Annotated in this window: 9 protein-coding genes; 6 read left to right on the forward strand and 3 right to left on the reverse strand. The window is 33.0% G+C overall.

The window, feature by feature from the left end; genetic code table 11:
- Positions 1 to 23: 23 nt before the first annotated feature.
- The 4 genes from ACFWV9_RS08930 (at position 24) to ACFWV9_RS08945 (ending at position 9,248) form a co-directional block, all read left to right on the forward strand.
- The gene (locus tag ACFWV9_RS08930) at positions 24 to 3,347 is read left to right on the forward strand and encodes a CHAT domain-containing protein (RefSeq protein ID WP_411894864.1); all 3,324 of its coding nucleotides are present in this window, start codon (positions 24 to 26) and stop codon (positions 3,345 to 3,347) included.
- 220 nt (positions 3,348 to 3,567) lie between these two features.
- Positions 3,568 to 4,710: a tail fiber domain-containing protein gene (locus tag ACFWV9_RS08935; protein WP_411894865.1), complete on the forward strand. Its 1,143-nt coding sequence runs from the start codon at positions 3,568 to 3,570 to the stop codon at positions 4,708 to 4,710.
- A gap of 9 nt (positions 4,711 to 4,719) precedes the next feature.
- Positions 4,720 to 8,391 carry a hypothetical protein gene (locus ACFWV9_RS08940; RefSeq protein ID WP_411894866.1) on the forward strand — a complete coding sequence of 1,224 codons (3,672 nt, stop codon included), beginning with the start codon at positions 4,720 to 4,722 and terminating at the stop codon, positions 8,389 to 8,391.
- A 20-nt stretch (positions 8,392 to 8,411) separates the two neighbouring features.
- Positions 8,412 to 9,248, forward strand: a complete 837-nt coding sequence (locus tag ACFWV9_RS08945) for a T9SS type A sorting domain-containing protein (protein WP_411894867.1) — start codon at positions 8,412 to 8,414, stop codon at positions 9,246 to 9,248.
- 5 nt (positions 9,249 to 9,253) lie between these two features.
- Here ACFWV9_RS08945 and ACFWV9_RS08950 read toward each other — a convergent pair whose 3' ends face one another.
- Positions 9,254 to 10,048 carry a hypothetical protein gene (locus ACFWV9_RS08950; RefSeq protein WP_411894868.1) on the reverse strand — a complete coding sequence of 265 codons (795 nt, stop codon included), beginning with the start codon at positions 10,046 to 10,048 and terminating at the stop codon, positions 9,254 to 9,256.
- Positions 10,048 to 11,232, reverse strand: a complete 1,185-nt coding sequence (locus ACFWV9_RS08955) for a CHASE2 domain-containing protein (protein ID WP_411894869.1) — start codon at positions 11,230 to 11,232, stop codon at positions 10,048 to 10,050. Before ACFWV9_RS08955 ends, ACFWV9_RS08950 begins: the two co-directional genes overlap by 1 nt.
- A gap of 230 nt (positions 11,233 to 11,462) precedes the next feature.
- On the opposite strand from ACFWV9_RS08955, the gene ACFWV9_RS08960 reads away from it, so the two are divergent.
- The gene (locus ACFWV9_RS08960) at positions 11,463 to 12,314 is read left to right on the forward strand and encodes a C-GCAxxG-C-C family (seleno)protein (protein ID WP_411894870.1); all 852 of its coding nucleotides are present in this window, start codon (positions 11,463 to 11,465) and stop codon (positions 12,312 to 12,314) included.
- A gap of 37 nt (positions 12,315 to 12,351) precedes the next feature.
- Here the strand turns inward: ACFWV9_RS08960 and ACFWV9_RS08965 are convergent, their stop codons facing one another.
- The gene (locus ACFWV9_RS08965) at positions 12,352 to 13,533 is read right to left on the reverse strand and encodes a hypothetical protein (protein ID WP_411894871.1); all 1,182 of its coding nucleotides are present in this window, start codon (positions 13,531 to 13,533) and stop codon (positions 12,352 to 12,354) included.
- Between the two features lie 103 nt (positions 13,534 to 13,636).
- Here ACFWV9_RS08965 and ACFWV9_RS08970 point away from each other — a divergent pair, with 103 nt between their 5' ends.
- Positions 13,637 to 15,322 (forward strand): pseudouridine synthase, encoded by a 1,686-nt coding sequence (locus ACFWV9_RS08970; protein ID WP_411894872.1) that lies wholly within the window; start codon positions 13,637 to 13,639, stop codon positions 15,320 to 15,322.
- Positions 15,323 to 15,337 lie beyond the last annotated feature (15 nt).

Here is a 15,337-nt window from a genome sequence, read left to right on the forward strand (position 1 = left end):
TGTTTGCTATTACACCAAGTACTATGAAATTATTCAGAATTGTATTATTCCTTTTTATCCTATTTTCATTTTTTCTATCTGAAGCGCAGGAATTAAAACCAAAACTTTGGAAAGAAAATTATACTCTAGGAGTAGATTTTTTAGAACAAGATTCAGTACATCTCGCATTACCATATTTAAAGGATGCCTATTTAATTGCAGAAGCAACTTATAAACCCAAACCCAAATTTGGTAAGTCACTTTATCAGTTTTACAAGGCGAGTATTATTCAAAATAAATTTGATTATATAGATTCTTTACAACTTAATAAAGAAATACTGTCTTATTCTAAAACCCTTAGAGGTAAAAAGCAATATACTTTTTCAAAGCAAATAGGAATTCTAGCAGACGAATTATTAAAAAAAAACAGGTTTGACAGTTCAATAACCTTATATAAGGAGCAACAAGCTATTTTAGATAAAAATGGGATTATAAATGATAGTACTTATGTGAGAGTACTTTTTGGTTTGGGTAAGGGTTATAAAGGTACATTAAAAAATAATCTTGAGGCTAAGAAATATCTTGAAGAAGCCCTTTTAAAGTTAGAGGGAATACCAGAATCTAATTCATTGACAAAAGATATCGTTTTAATTGAATTGGTACCCATTTATATTCAGCTTGGTAATATGAAAGAAGCCAATGAAGCTGTAGAAGATCTAATAAAATATGTTGAAAACAAATATGGTAGGTATAGCCAAAAGTATTCGAGCACTTTAACTACTGTTGCTAATATTTATAGAGTCGAAAAAATGTTTAATGAGGCTTATAATTACCAAAAGTTGAGTTTAGATCTTTTTGATAAGCTCGATGAGGATGATAAAGATTACTATCAATATGCTTTGGCCAATTATATTTTGGCGCTTATAGAAAAAGGTCGAAATAACTATAGAGAATCTATATTGTTGATGGAGCGATCCTATCAAACCCTTTTGGATTTAAATGATAAGAATTACAATGGTGTTATTGCTGTTGTTTTAGGAAATATTAGTCTCAATTATGACAGAATTGGTAACTTCGAAAAGGCGGTAGATTATATAGAAGAAGCTATTAAACTTGTAGACAAAGGTTCTGAAACCTATAGTATTAGAACCATGGATAAAGCTTATTATTACCAGAATATGGGTCAATATGAGTTATCTCATAAAGCTTACAAAGATTCTAAAGAATCTATGTTGGTTTCGCATGGTGTGAAGCATCAAGAATATGCTAAACTTTTAAACAATATAGGTAAGCTGTATTTTGAAGAAGGTAATTATAGTGATGCACTTAACTATTTTAAGGATGCTTTGACAATTGTTGAGGTTCCAGAAGGTGAAAAGTGGCACGACTTTTACGGTTATATGCTCAATGATTACGCTAAGACAATGTTTCGTCTTGGTAATACAAGAGAGGCTATTGGATTGATGGAAAAAAATTTAGATTATTCTGAGAAGCATGATAGTATAAAGAGTGAAGCTTATTTTAACAGAAAGTACAACTTGGCAAAGGCATATAATCTTACTAAGGCATATAATAAGGCTTTACCCTTAATTGAAGAAGCGACTAAAAATCTTAAAACAATTCTCGGAGAGAACCATGTGGATTATGGTCAGTTTTTAGAAGAACTCAGTGGAACATATTTAGGACTTGGAGACACAGAAAAAGCTATTGTAGCCCTCGCTGAATCTAATAGTGTTTTTATAAATCAGATTGATAAAATCTTTCAATTTAGTAGTGAGAATGAAAAGAAAGCCTTTATTAAAATGGTAACCTTAAACTTTAACAAATTACAATCATTAGCTATTACCAAGGACCTTAAAAATGATAACTTAAATGCTCTGAATTTAAATAATCAATTGATGCTTAAAGGCTTATTGCTCAATAATTCTAAAGATGTATTATTAAAATTAAAACAACTAAATGATGACGAAATAAATAGTAAAATCACATCCTATAAATTCTTAAAGAGTAAGCATGCTAAAGTATTAACACAATCTTTTAACAAAAGAACTCTAGATATTGATAGTTTAACAAAGATCATAAACACTAAAGAGGCAGAATTGGTACGTCTTTATAATTCAAACTTTAAGGAAGGTGCAAAATTAGTTCGTAATTGGGAGGAAGTGAAACGTCAGCTAAAACCAAATGAGTTTGCAATAGAATTTTCACATTTCAATGTCATAGAGAATCATAAATACACGGATAAAATAAGATATGTGGCTTATGTAGTTGGTGCATATCTAGAATTTCCAATTATGGTAGATCTATTTGAAGAAAGGGAATTAGAACAGATAACAAGACGGAAGAAACCTAATCAACTTTATTCCAATTCACATTTGTACAACCTCATTTGGGAACCATTAGCTAATTATTTACCAATAAATTCTACAATTTATTATTCACCAAGTGGTCTATTAAATCAAATAGCATTTGTAGCTATTAAAAAGGACAATAAAAATCTTGTGGAACTATATGATCTTAACCAATTAAGTAGTACCTATAAATTAACAGAACAGATAAGTGCTATTAGTTTTGATACCTCACTGTTAGTTGGTGGTATAAATTACGAATATGAATTAACCAATGAGGTTAAAACGGAAGAAAGACGTATTTCATATGCAGACAATCATAACCTTAAAAAAAGTAGAGGTTCCAAGAGTAGAGGTGAAAGTTGGACAAAGTTAGAAGGTACTATTTCGGAGATGCAAAGTATCAAGACGATTTTAAATACTAAAAGTCAGGTATCTACCTTAACGGATAGTAATGCAACTGAGTCTAATTTTAAGGCCTTAAGCGGAGATAGTCCTAATATCATTCACATTGCAACGCATGGTTATTTCTTTGAAAAATATAATCAAGTTGCTGAAGATACTGGTCTCAGTATGGAAGATCAATACCGTTTAGCTGATGATCCTTTATTAAGATCTGGACTAATTCTTGCTGGTGCAAATTATGCTTGGAAAAATGGTTACAATCCACCAAATGAAGTAGAAGACGGAATTCTTACAGCTTTAGAAATATCCAACTTAGATTTATCCAATACCGATTTAGTGGTTTTAAGTGCGTGTAAAACAGGTTTAGGAGATATTGATGGAAGCGAAGGTGTTTATGGCTTACAGCGTGCATTTAAAAAGGCAGGAGTAGATCGCTTGATAATGAGCCTATGGGAAGTGCCAGATGAGGAAACTTCCTTATTTATGATTACTTTTTATAATAATTGGACTAAAGGAAAGTCTATTAGAGATGCTTTTATTGATACCCAGAGACAAATGCAGAAAAGTCAACCCAATAATCCAGAGGCTTGGGCAGCATTTGTACTTTTTGAATAATGCATTTGATTCCTTTAATTATACTAATCAACATATAACTAAAATTCTTACCTCTTAATAGGTATATTTTGTTGGTTTGAAGGGTTTTGTCAGAAAAACTAAATATTTTTCTTACATTAGTGACGCTATTAATCATATCCTCGGAAAAATATCTCATTGTTTTTCTTCCCAAGTCGTTATCAAAATAGGTCTATTTTGAGGATATCAACCCTGTTAAAATATGACACGATTATCATGTTTTGGAATAATTTTATTTATTTCTTTTTTATCATTCTCACAGAACAATACAATAAATTATAAAGCATTAGTTAAAGACAATACAGGTAATATTTTATCGAGTCAAACTATTGATATTAGATTTACGATTTTTTCTGATGCTAATCAAGTTTATCAAGAAACTCATAATACGTCTACAGATGTTAATGGAATTGCTATTGTGAATATTGGAGCAGGTACTACGAGTGATAATTTTTCTGCTATTAATTGGAGTGGTGGAACAACATCTTTAAGAACTGAGATTGACTCAGGAACTGGTTTTGTCGATTTAGGTACAACTGAATTTAAAAGTGTACCCTATGCTTTACATACTCTAAATTCACCGGGTTTTCCTGCAGGTGATATAACTATAAATGGAAAATTAATAGTAAATGAAAACTCAATTGGCTTCACGGACCATGCGGTTAATGGAATAAAGAATCATGTTGGTTCTGTTGATAATGCAGGAGTTTATGGTGAGAATACGGTTACCGACTTTTATGGGTTTGGTGTTTATGGAGTTGGCGGTTTTATGGGTATTTTAGGACAGGTACAAGGAATAGGTAGTGGTACTTATTATGGTACCGTTGGTGAATCATTTGGATCTAATACTGGTAATAATTATGGAGTTTTTGGATATGCTGCAGGTGGTGCAACAAATTATGCAATATATGCATCTGGAGACATGAATTATACTGGTACGCTAACCAACGTTTCAGATAGAAAATTTAAAAATAATATTCGACAAGTAGATAATAACTCTGCTTTAAACTCATTATTACAGTTAAGTCCAAGTTCGTACACATTTAAGCAAGAATATATAAAATCTATGAATGTGTCAGAGAAACCTCAAATAGGCTTTATTGCACAAGAATTACAACAAATCTTTCCAGATTTAGTGAGTGTAAACGTACACCCAGGGAAAACCAAAAATGATCCTTCAATTGAATATCTTGGTGTTAATTATATTGGTTTAATACCTGTTTTAACAGCTGGAATTAAGGAGCAACAAAATATTATTGAGCAACTGCAACAAACCATAGATGCTCAACAACAGCTGCTACAAGAGCTTCTAAATAGGGTTGAAGCTTTAGAAAATCGAGATTAAATAGAGCTTATGAAAACGATTTTAAAATTTTATTTAGTGTTTCTCATGAGTTTTTGTGCTTATGGGCAGACTATAGAAAAAAGTACTTTGGATAGTGGTGGTGTATCAGTTACTGCAGGTAATTTAGACGTGATATTTACACTTGGCCAAGTTAATATAAGAGAAGTTGTAGTTGGAAACTTATCTGTATCAGAAGGGTTTATAAATAGTGAATTAAATGGCTGTCAAGTATTAATAACACAAGAAGCTCAGAATTTAGTTTTAGATTTTGATAGTAGCAATGATATTATTGTGAACAATTGGCTTAATAACAATGGTAATGCTTCTGCTACTTCTTTAGATTGTGGAGACTTAATTTGGAGTTATAATATCTTAAGCGATAATTTATCCGATACTGATGGCGATGAAACATTAGATAGATTAACTATTTTGATAGAGTTTACCGCTGAAGGTGATTTTGGAAATAATGCTACGACTAATGCTTCAATTATTTTTAATGATTTTGCTTCAGCAGGTGAGAGTGCTGGTAATGGAGGTGCTATTTGTAACGACTCATTTCCTGTCGGTGACTTTGATGACGATCTTTTTTTTGATAATGATGGTATTGACTATACAGATGCAAAATTCGACTCATCTTCATTTGAAATTGTACAAACCGCAGGTAAACCAGGATTACAATTAGTAGATGGTGGAACTACAGTTAAATTTCCAGATACTGGTGCAGGTCAATTTACCTATAATTTTGATTATAAAGTACAAACTACAGTAACTATTGGAAATGAGTTACCAAGAACTTATGAAACTACAGCTTCTTATACTGCAAATAATGTGACGGTTGCTTTTGAGCCTGGACCAAATATTACAGTTTATGTCTGTGATTTTAATAATTTAAGTCTTTTAGATTTATATAATAGATTAGAGATTGAATTAGATGTAGATACTTCAGAGTTTAACGAAGCAGAAGATTTTGGTAATGTCTTTGAGCCAGAGAATTCTTGGTATAATGAAAATGATAATTTAGAGGTTGAACCAAATCTCAGACCAGATAATCTAACCTCCATTACAGAACCTGGCGTTTATCAGTTTAATGCTAAAAACTTTTTAGAAGACTGTGCTGGTGAACCTGTATTTGTAACGCTTGTTACTGACCAAATAATAAATGAAGAAGCCCAAGATCTTACAATTATATACGACCCAAATGGCAATGATGCAGAAATAGATGCTTGGCTAGCCAATAATGGTGGTGCAATAGCAACTAATTGTGAGGGTGTTACTTGGGAATGGGAGCTAATCGATTCAGAGTTAAATGAAAGTTTTAATCCTCCAAGTGATACATTTTTTCAATGTACAATTGAGTTCAAAGTATTAGATATAAACCAAAATCAGATTGGTAGTAGTACAGCTTTCATAAAACTTGAAAACTTTCCATCAGCAGGCGATAATGTAGGCAATGGCTCAGTAGAATGCGAGGCTACAACTTATGATTTAAACGTCATTGCTACTTCCGACTTTAATTCGTCTAAATTTAATTCGTCTAATGTCACTATTACCCAAGCGGGTGGTTTCCCTGGAGCTACTGTTTCTGGTACAGTAGTTGATTTTCCTGATACTGGTGCTGGACAGTTTAGTTATAATTTTCAGGCTTTTGTAGAAACACCAATTACCATTGGTGATATAAATCTAAATGTCGAATCTTCAACTATTTATACTGTTCAAGATGTTATAATTCCATTTGATCCTGGACCAGATATTACCGTTCAAGTATGTAATTTTGGAAGTGTGGATTTACTAGATTTGTATGATGAATTGCAGATTGCTTTAGATGTAGATGCTTCAGTATATAATGAGGCTAGTGATTTTGGTAATGTTTTTGATCCAGCGAACTCTTGGTACAACCAGTTTGATGATTTAGAAGCTAATCCTAATACACCTCCATTAACAGAAATTACTACACCTGGAGTATATCAATTTAATGCGAAAAACTTTTTAGCAGATTGCGCTGGTGAACCTACGTTTGTTACAATTGATTTTATTGAATTGGAAGTAGTTGAATCTGGTCAAGATTTAATAATTACTTACGATCCTAATGGTAATGAAACGGAAATTGATGCTTGGTTGGCCAATAATGGAGGAATTACCTTAAATAGGACTGAGGGGATTGGTTGGACCTATGAACTTGATTACTTTGAACTCGATGATCCGTTTTTTAGTGATTCCTTATTTATATATGTGATATTTACTGCATTAGATGAATGCACAAACGAATATATTGAGTTTAGAACAATTGAGATACAAGATTTTCCAGTTGCAGGAGAAACAAATCAAGGTGATGGAGTAGTTTGTTCAAAAAGTATTAACCTAAATGGTATAAATGGAGTAAACTTCCAATCAAGCAAATACAGTAATTCTAATGTGAATGTATCAGGACCTGGTACAATTAGTGCTTTTGATGTTGATTTCCCTGATACTGGTGCAGGTCAATTTTCATATGGTTATTCATTTTCGGTAACAACAAATGTATCCGTTGGGACTATAAATTTTGATGTTAGTGATAGTGCAGGTTGGGATTTGCCTAATGTAACCATTGCGTTCGATCCAGGACCTGATCAATTTGTTTGTGAATCTGATGTAAATTCATTGGGTGATTTGTTTAATCAATTAGAAGTTGTAGATGGAACTAATGATCCTTTGTTTGATCCAGATGAATTCTGGTTCGATACAAATGGCCAACCAATAACATCGTATACAGGTCCAGGCGAATACATATTTAATGCAGAAGGCTTTTTGCCAGATTGTGGAGGAATACCTGCTACTGTTACTGTTTCTGGTACATATTGTAATACTTTGATAAGTCCGATTGTTAGTCTTCAAGGTCCATCTTTAAACCCAAATATAGGAGAAGAGACACTTATGCGCGATGATTTAAGGGTTAATGATTTGATTCCTACAACTAGTCCTTACACTGACAACTTGAACTGTGATTCTTCAGTTTTTAATACTATAGGACCCAATGCTATAGTTGATTGGGTCTGGGTAGAATTAAGGGACGGATCAAATGCATCAACTATTGTCGCTTCACGCTCTGGCCTTGTCCAACGCGATGGAGATATAGTGGATGTTGACGGGCTATCTGATTTGAGCTTTCCGGTTTCTAGCGGTAATTACTATATAGCGTTGAACCACCGCAACCATTTGGGTATAATGAGCTCTGCTCCAATTGCATTGTCAGAATCGGCAACCGTAGTGGACTTCAGCGATGGAAGTACCGATACATTTGGCAGCAACGCACAGGTAATTCTACCCGATGGGTCCAGGGCACTCTGGGCAGGCGACATCAATGGCGATGGCAAGATTAATTTTATCGGTACCTCCAACGATACCAATATATTGCGCGACACCATCCTGAACGACCCTATAAATATCATCTTTCAGTCCTTTAGTTTTAATGTTTCGGGTTACAGCAATGTAGATGTCAACCTGAACGGCGTCGGAAGTTTTATAGGATCGAGCAATGATACCAACGTACTTAGGGACAATGTTTTGGGTCATCCCATTAACCAGATATTCCAGTCCTTCAGTTATAGCATATTGGAGCAATTGCCTAATACGGTTCCTCAGGCCAGATTGAATTTTGATGTTTGGATGAAGGAATACAACGAATCTAACAGACCTAATGATTAAAAATTAAAAATCAGAACTATATGAAACGATTATTACTCTTTTTCTCTTTAACATTTTTTGCTGGTATAAATGCTCAGCAATACACCTTTGGTATTATCAGTGACTATAACGGAACTGGCAATCCTGAAGAGATTACCTTTGTGGCCACACCGGATTTTACCAATGCAAATCCGGAATACAGCGATATACGCGTCACTATGGCTATTACAAGCGGTATTGGCCTGGAAGCAAATAGCTTGACACCCTTGTTTGGAACAGAATGGACTGTAAACGTCTCATTTACTGGTCTTGCTATCCTATCAGCATTCGGTGTTGGGGATGGATCAAAAGATCTTCTGGTTTTCACATTGCCAGCACCAACTTCTCTTTTAACCCAGCCAAGTACAGCTGGTATAGGAATACCAATGTTTTCGGTAGATGTTGGCACGGTTTCGGAAGATTGGGTAATTGAGATTCTGGACAATAACGACCCTATTATGACAGGTCTTGCCTCCAATGGATTTACCTTGTCGCAGACCATAAATGTAGATCTGAACGATGGCAACCTGACTCAGGACTATTATGGCGGGCTTACACCAGGAGGTTCAAGCTTTGTATTTGATTCTTTGGGTACCGCGGAATTAAATGATATATCAACGGTGTCGATCTATCCTAATCCCGCAAAGGATGCACTCTATATTACGGGACTGGATAGAGAAGCAGAGATAACAGTAATTGACCTTAGTGGCCGTATTGTTTTGAATGTTCAAGGCTTTACGGGAAGCGATCTTGATATTTCCCGACTAGAGGTGGCAACTTATCTACTTGAGATTAAAACAGATGACCAGGTTTATAAAACAAGATTTATTAAAAATTAAAATTATTAATTGAGACAAGTCTTATAATCAGCACATAACATGGTTTTAATTTCCTCAGGTTTATAACCTAAGGATTTTAAAAAATCAGATAGTGTAGCAAGTTCTTCTTGCTTGGATTGGTATGCTGATTTGCTGAGTAGGTTAAATGTGCTATAATCTAGCTTATCGAGGTTTTCATATTTACTTTCTACAACAGTCCACTCATAAGATTTACCATAGCTAAGGTTTATATCATCTATGAAAAGGGAAATAGCTGTATCATGAGTCCCTATTTTAGTCACTTTTTCAGCGTCTTTTTCCCTTAAAATAAAGTAATAGGGTTTGGTTTTGTTCTCTATAGCAGTCCATTCAAATTTAATTTCACCAGAATGAAGAGTTGTGCTGTCTAATGGTTGTAATAAGTTTACATAGTCGCCTCGATAAACAAAACCACTTTTACTATAGCCTTTATTCATTGTATTGGTAAATTCTTTCCAATAATAGTTTATTAAATTTCTACTGAATGAGTTGTTGTTTTTCTTAGGTGATAATTTCAGTAGGTCTTTATGCTTAAAAGTACCAGTTTGGTACAACTCAAAAACATCCCCTTTGTTGTTTATTAATACTGCCACATCATCTCTATGCATTACAAGTTTTGATTTCTTTTTAATAACAGAACCGTTTGTTACAATTTGAGTGGTATCATTATGAATGATATTAGGTTCGCCTTCAAACTTTAAAACAAATAAATGATTTTTTTGAGCCAAGGACATATTGGAGCATATTAGTCCTAGAAGGAGGATTTTTAGTAGTAACTTCATTATTTTAAATAAGTTTTAAATTTTCGTTTAGTATTAAGGTGACGTGTTAAATGCTTATAGTATTTAAAATAACTGCCAGCAACTAATACACCTACAATAATTAAAAATGGTCTTAGTAAAATATCTATAGTCAGAAGCCAAAATACTAGTACCAATAAACTAACAGAAAAAATAAACTGATAAGTCTGTTTTCTTGTGCGGTAACTAATTTTATACTTTTTGTTAAGCTTCATATAAAACATGGTAGAGAGATACATACAAACAAAAGTGATTATGCCAAGCCATAAATTAGAAACTTTATGGATTAAATCATTATTAATAAGCATATCAACTATATTGGCGTGTACAACTGCACCATACATGTCTCTATCGCTTTTACCAGCTATTCTGCTATTTAATGGTGTCCAAAACTTATCATTTATGTCACTTTTATTGTCAGAATTCTCTTTTCCTAAATAACCGATAATAACAACTTTGTCTTTTAAGAAGGATTTAGATTCACCAAATAAAAAGTCGTTGGCTGTCAATACTGGAAAAGATTCAATATTACCTTTGTATTTAATGTATTGAGCATCCTGTAGTTTCTCCTCATAGTTATATTTTTTCCATTTTTTAGATTTCAAGTACTTTTTAGCAATCATGGTTGCAAATGAGGAGCGTGTTTTCCCTGCTATTTCTTTATATGCTTCAAATTCCCTTATTACATTGGTATTATCATTATAATTGAAGTTTACAAAGCCAGATTCTTTAGGGAGATTAAAAAAGGATTCGTTATTAATTATAGTGTTGTTTTCATAACTAAATGAAGTAATTACTTTTTCATTTTGCAGTAATTTTCTTAGAAGCGTATCTGCATAATTGTGTGTTTGATGCTTTTCTAAGATAACATCAAAGCCAACAACTTTTGGATCCTCTTCTAGAATAGTCTCCAATAAAGGCGCAATAATATCTCTTCCATGATTTTCGATATTCAACAAAATTACATCATCAGCAATTTTGTTGCTTTCCTCTAGTTTTTCTGAATAAAACACATCTAAAAAACTAAAATCTTCAAATGCTTGATGTATTGGGTTAAAAAATCTACTATTAAAAAAAACTATAGACCATAACAGCCCTAATAAAATACAAGAAAGAATAGTAGAGAGAAACGCATCTCTGAAAAGAAGTTTTGTTTTTCGTTTCATATAGGATTAATAGCGTCTCTAAGATACATATTTATCTTAGAATTAAATAAATAAAGAGGATTAAAGAAATAAAGTTTTAGTTGAATAGAAAAATCCTCTCAATTGAATAGATTATTAGAAATATAATTATTAGTTACGTGAAAGGACAATTTATGCCTTATTGATTAATATCAGTTTATAAATTACTTCTTATTAATACCTTATTAGACTCTAATAGAAATGAGAATATAATGGAGTTATCTACAAGTAAAAATATAAAGGCAAAAGAAACCTTTAAAGAATGTGGAGCATGTTCAAATACGTTTGCAAATATTTTAAACCGTGAATTTGGTTATCCGAATGAATTGGCCGAAACAGCCCTTAATCCTCTTGCAGGTGGTATTTTGAACCAAGGTCATCAATGTGGTATGCTTTGGGGAGCTACTTTAGCAGTTGGAGCTGAAACTTACAGAAAACATAAGGACAAAGATAAGGCGATAGCTGTGGCTGTAACAGCCACTCAATATGTTCTTGAATCTTTTAAGAACAGGTCAAAAGCGGTTAATTGTAAGGAAATATTAGGCTACAGTATTAGTAATCTAGCTGGTATATTTAGATTAATGATAAATACCTATTTAAAAGGCATGGAAAACAGTAAGTGCTTTAATCTTGCAGAAGAATGGGCGCCAGAAGCTATAGAATCAGCTAAGAAAGGATTGGAACAGGATCATATTAAATTAACAATGGCTCCAGTTAGCTGTGCTTCAGAAGTTGTTAAAAAAATGGGAGGAACCAATGAAGAAGCTCTAATGGTGGCTGGTTTTGCAGGCGGTCTAGGTCTTAGTGGAAATGCTTGTGGTGCATTGAGTGCTGCAATTTGGATGAAAACATTAGAGTGGTGTCGCAATAACCCTAAAAAACTGCCACCTTATTTTAATAATAAGATTGCTAAAAGAATTCTTAAATCATTTAATGAAATTACAACTTCTGAAATATCATGTAAAAAAATAACAGGTGAAGAATTTAAAAATTTTAGTGATCATTCTGAATATATTAGAAAAGGTGGTTGTGAGGCATTAATTGAGACTTTAGGTAAATCTTAGACATATAAAAACCTCCCAATTTTGGGAGGTTTTAATTTTAACTTTCAATTCTATAAGAGTTTATGACTTGCTTTAGTCTCTGTTTTAAATCTTCACCAGAATCAAAAACCATTTGTTCATCTGTTGGAAATCTTATTTGTCTTTGTCTTAATAAATTTCTGTCATCTCTATTCAGAGCTCTTCTGTCACCTCTAAATCGCCCAAAGACGTTTTCAAAAACAAAGCCACTATCTAGTGTAAATGAATCTACGATTTGATTTTGTCTCAAATCTGTATAAACAACATCTGCAATGACTTGAGCAGACTTGGTTTGCAATACTTCAAAAAATCTGGCTCTTACAGTAATGATTTTATCAATTTTTATATCATTACCTAAACTATCTTTAGCAACATTACCGTTATCATCCAAAAGATATTCCCAACCATCTACAATTGCTCTTTCCCTTATTAGTTGTCTCTCGTTAATTCTTTCTGGCGATACATTAATTCGCTTTAGTTTTAATTGCATTGCAAAATCATATTGCAGGGAATCATCTTGTACAACATGGTAAGTTGTCCAAAACTGGTTAATGCCGTAAGTATTAAAATCCAAAAGTTCAGTTTCTAATCGCTGAGGTATCATTTGATGTGTTTCATTTGCAATTGATACATGCACATAATTCATTCCTGTTATATGTGCTTCATTCATAAGTACTCTAACATCCTCAAAATTTGGATTAATATCATCTACATACTCAAATAAACCATAAGCCTCTCTAGCATTTCGTTTTAATCCTGTATCTAGAAGATTTAATCCTTTGTCCATTAAATGATCAGAAGTTTTATATCTGTATTCAACCAATGGGTTACTATAATCATTAAAATCAAAGCTTATTGCTTTACCGTCAATAATTAAAGGCATAATTCGCTTTATTGCATTCTGTCTTTCCTCCAAGTCTACGTAACTTTCATATATTATTTTATATAACTCAGGATTGCCATCTTTCTTCAATTGAGAAATTCGTAACAAATCTTCTTCAAGAACTTTATCATAAGCATCTTTTAGCATAATAACATATGCCTGTTTACGTTTTTTGTCTTTGTTGTTCTCAAGTTTTCTTAAAGCCTCTGAAATGGCATGGTCATAGTTACCATGGCTAATAGCTTCTTCTATTTGTTTTTTGGCACTACAAGATACGAGTACCGAAACAAGGACTGTAAATAGTAAAAATCGTTTCATAATCTTGTATTTTAAAGGTTATGTAAGAGAAATTCCAATCATCATGCCAAACTTATAAGTACATTTATGTTTTCGATGTATTGCAATCCATTAAATTTGCAAAATGTTTAAAACTGATGGTTCATATTTGCATAGTCTTAATAAGGTGTCTGTAACGGATTTGCCCGAAGAATTCACCTATCCTTTTTATTATGAACCACATCAACTTTGTGTATTAGCCTCTGAGGAAATTCAGGAATATTTGGATAGGCAAATAGATTTTGAACATAACTTCGGATTGGATGAAACTAGTTCAGGATTGCCAATAGGAAAGATGTTTGGCGTCATGATAGTTGAAGACCGAAATAAAAATCTTGGCTACCTCGCAGGCTTTTCTGGTAAATTGGCTGAGCAGAATTTTATTAAAGGTTTCGTGCCACCCATCTATGATACTTTAGATAAAACTGGTTTTTATAAAAAAGGGGAAGCAGAGTTAAATAGTATCAATGCTAAACTTGAATCTTTAGAATCTGCTTCGGAATATATTGAAGCCAAAAAGAACCTTGAGAAATTGAAATCTCAATTCGAAATAGAACTAAAGGATTTTAAAGCATTACAAAAAAATGAAAAGAAGAAACGTGATGAAGAAAGGGCGGAGGGTAAGGTTAAGTTAAAAGAAAAGCATTATCAATATTTATTAGAAGACCTTAAAAAGCAAAGTATTTATTACCACTTTAGATTAAGAGATTTAAAAACCGAATGGCAACATAAGATTGATGAACAAAGTAAAGTTTTAGATGGTTTAGAGGGAGAAATGAATGCACTAAAACAGGAACGTAAGGTTAAATCTGCTAGGTTACAAAAAGAGATACATAAGCAATATCAGTTTTTAAACTTCAAGGGTGAAAGTAAAGGACTAATTTCAATTTTTAACTCTACACAACTAGAACAACCACCTGCTGGTGCTGGAGAGTGTGTGGCACCAAAATTATTTCAGTTTGCATTTGAGAACGAATTAAAACCTATTACTATGGCTGAATTTTGGTGGGGCGCTTCACCAAAGTCAGAAGTGAGACGTCATAAACAATTCTATCCATCATGTCGTGGTAAGTGCGAGCCCATTTTGGGACATATGATGAAAGGTTTGAATGTTGCACCAAACCCTATGGAGCAACCAACCAATACTGAAGTAGAGCTAAACATTATTTACGAAGACCAATTTTTACTATTAGTTGATAAACCTCATGAATTTTTATCGGTTCCTGGGAAATTAATCAAAGATTCAGTTTTAACCAGAATACAAGATTATATTCCCGAAGCTAAAGGTCCATTATTGGTTCATAGACTTGATATGTCTACTTCAGGTTTATTACTCGTTGCCAAGAATGAGAAGACACACAAAAACCTTCAAAAACAATTTATAGAGCCAAGTATTGAAAAACGTTATATAGCTTTACTTGATGGTGAACTTAATGAACCTAGTGGCATTATTGAATTACCATTACGGGTAGATCTTAATAACAGACCGAGACAACTTGTTTGTGAAACACATGGTAAACCAGCCAAGACCAAATATGAGGTATTAGAAGTTATTGATGGTAAAACGAGAGTTAATTTTTATCCTATTACAGGTAGGACGCATCAATTGAGAGTCCATGCTGCACATCATAGAGGATTAAATGTACCAATTGTTGGTGATGATCTTTATGGTGAGCGAGCAGATAGGTTGCATCTGCACGCTGAGCAATTAAGTTTTGAACATCCCATAACTAAAAAAAGACTCACTTTTGAAAGTGAGCCTTCTTTTTGATTTTATTTTATTTGC

It is taken from the genome of Winogradskyella sp. A2 (assembly GCF_046762865.1).
GTDB lineage: Bacteria > Bacteroidota > Bacteroidia > Flavobacteriales > Flavobacteriaceae > Winogradskyella.

Coding starts and splice junctions, on each gene's coding strand:
- ACFWV9_RS08935 (WP_411894865.1), top strand. CDS start 3,568: ATGACACGATTATCATGTTTTGGAATAATTTTATTTATTTCTTTTTTA.
- ACFWV9_RS08950 (WP_411894868.1), bottom strand. CDS start 10,048: ATGAAGTTACTACTAAAAATCCTCCTTCTAGGACTAATATGCTCCAAT.
- ACFWV9_RS08955 (WP_411894869.1), bottom strand. CDS start 11,232: ATGAAACGAAAAACAAAACTTCTTTTCAGAGATGCGTTTCTCTCTACT.
- ACFWV9_RS08970 (WP_411894872.1), top strand. CDS start 13,637: ATGTTTAAAACTGATGGTTCATATTTGCATAGTCTTAATAAGGTGTCT.
- ACFWV9_RS08945 (WP_411894867.1), top strand. CDS start 8,412: ATGAAACGATTATTACTCTTTTTCTCTTTAACATTTTTTGCTGGTATA.
- ACFWV9_RS08930 (WP_411894864.1), top strand. CDS start 24: ATGAAATTATTCAGAATTGTATTATTCCTTTTTATCCTATTTTCATTT.
- ACFWV9_RS08960 (WP_411894870.1), top strand. CDS start 11,463: ATGGAGTTATCTACAAGTAAAAATATAAAGGCAAAAGAAACCTTTAAA.
- ACFWV9_RS08940 (WP_411894866.1), top strand. CDS start 4,720: ATGAAAACGATTTTAAAATTTTATTTAGTGTTTCTCATGAGTTTTTGT.
- ACFWV9_RS08965 (WP_411894871.1), bottom strand. CDS start 13,533: ATGAAACGATTTTTACTATTTACAGTCCTTGTTTCGGTACTCGTATCT.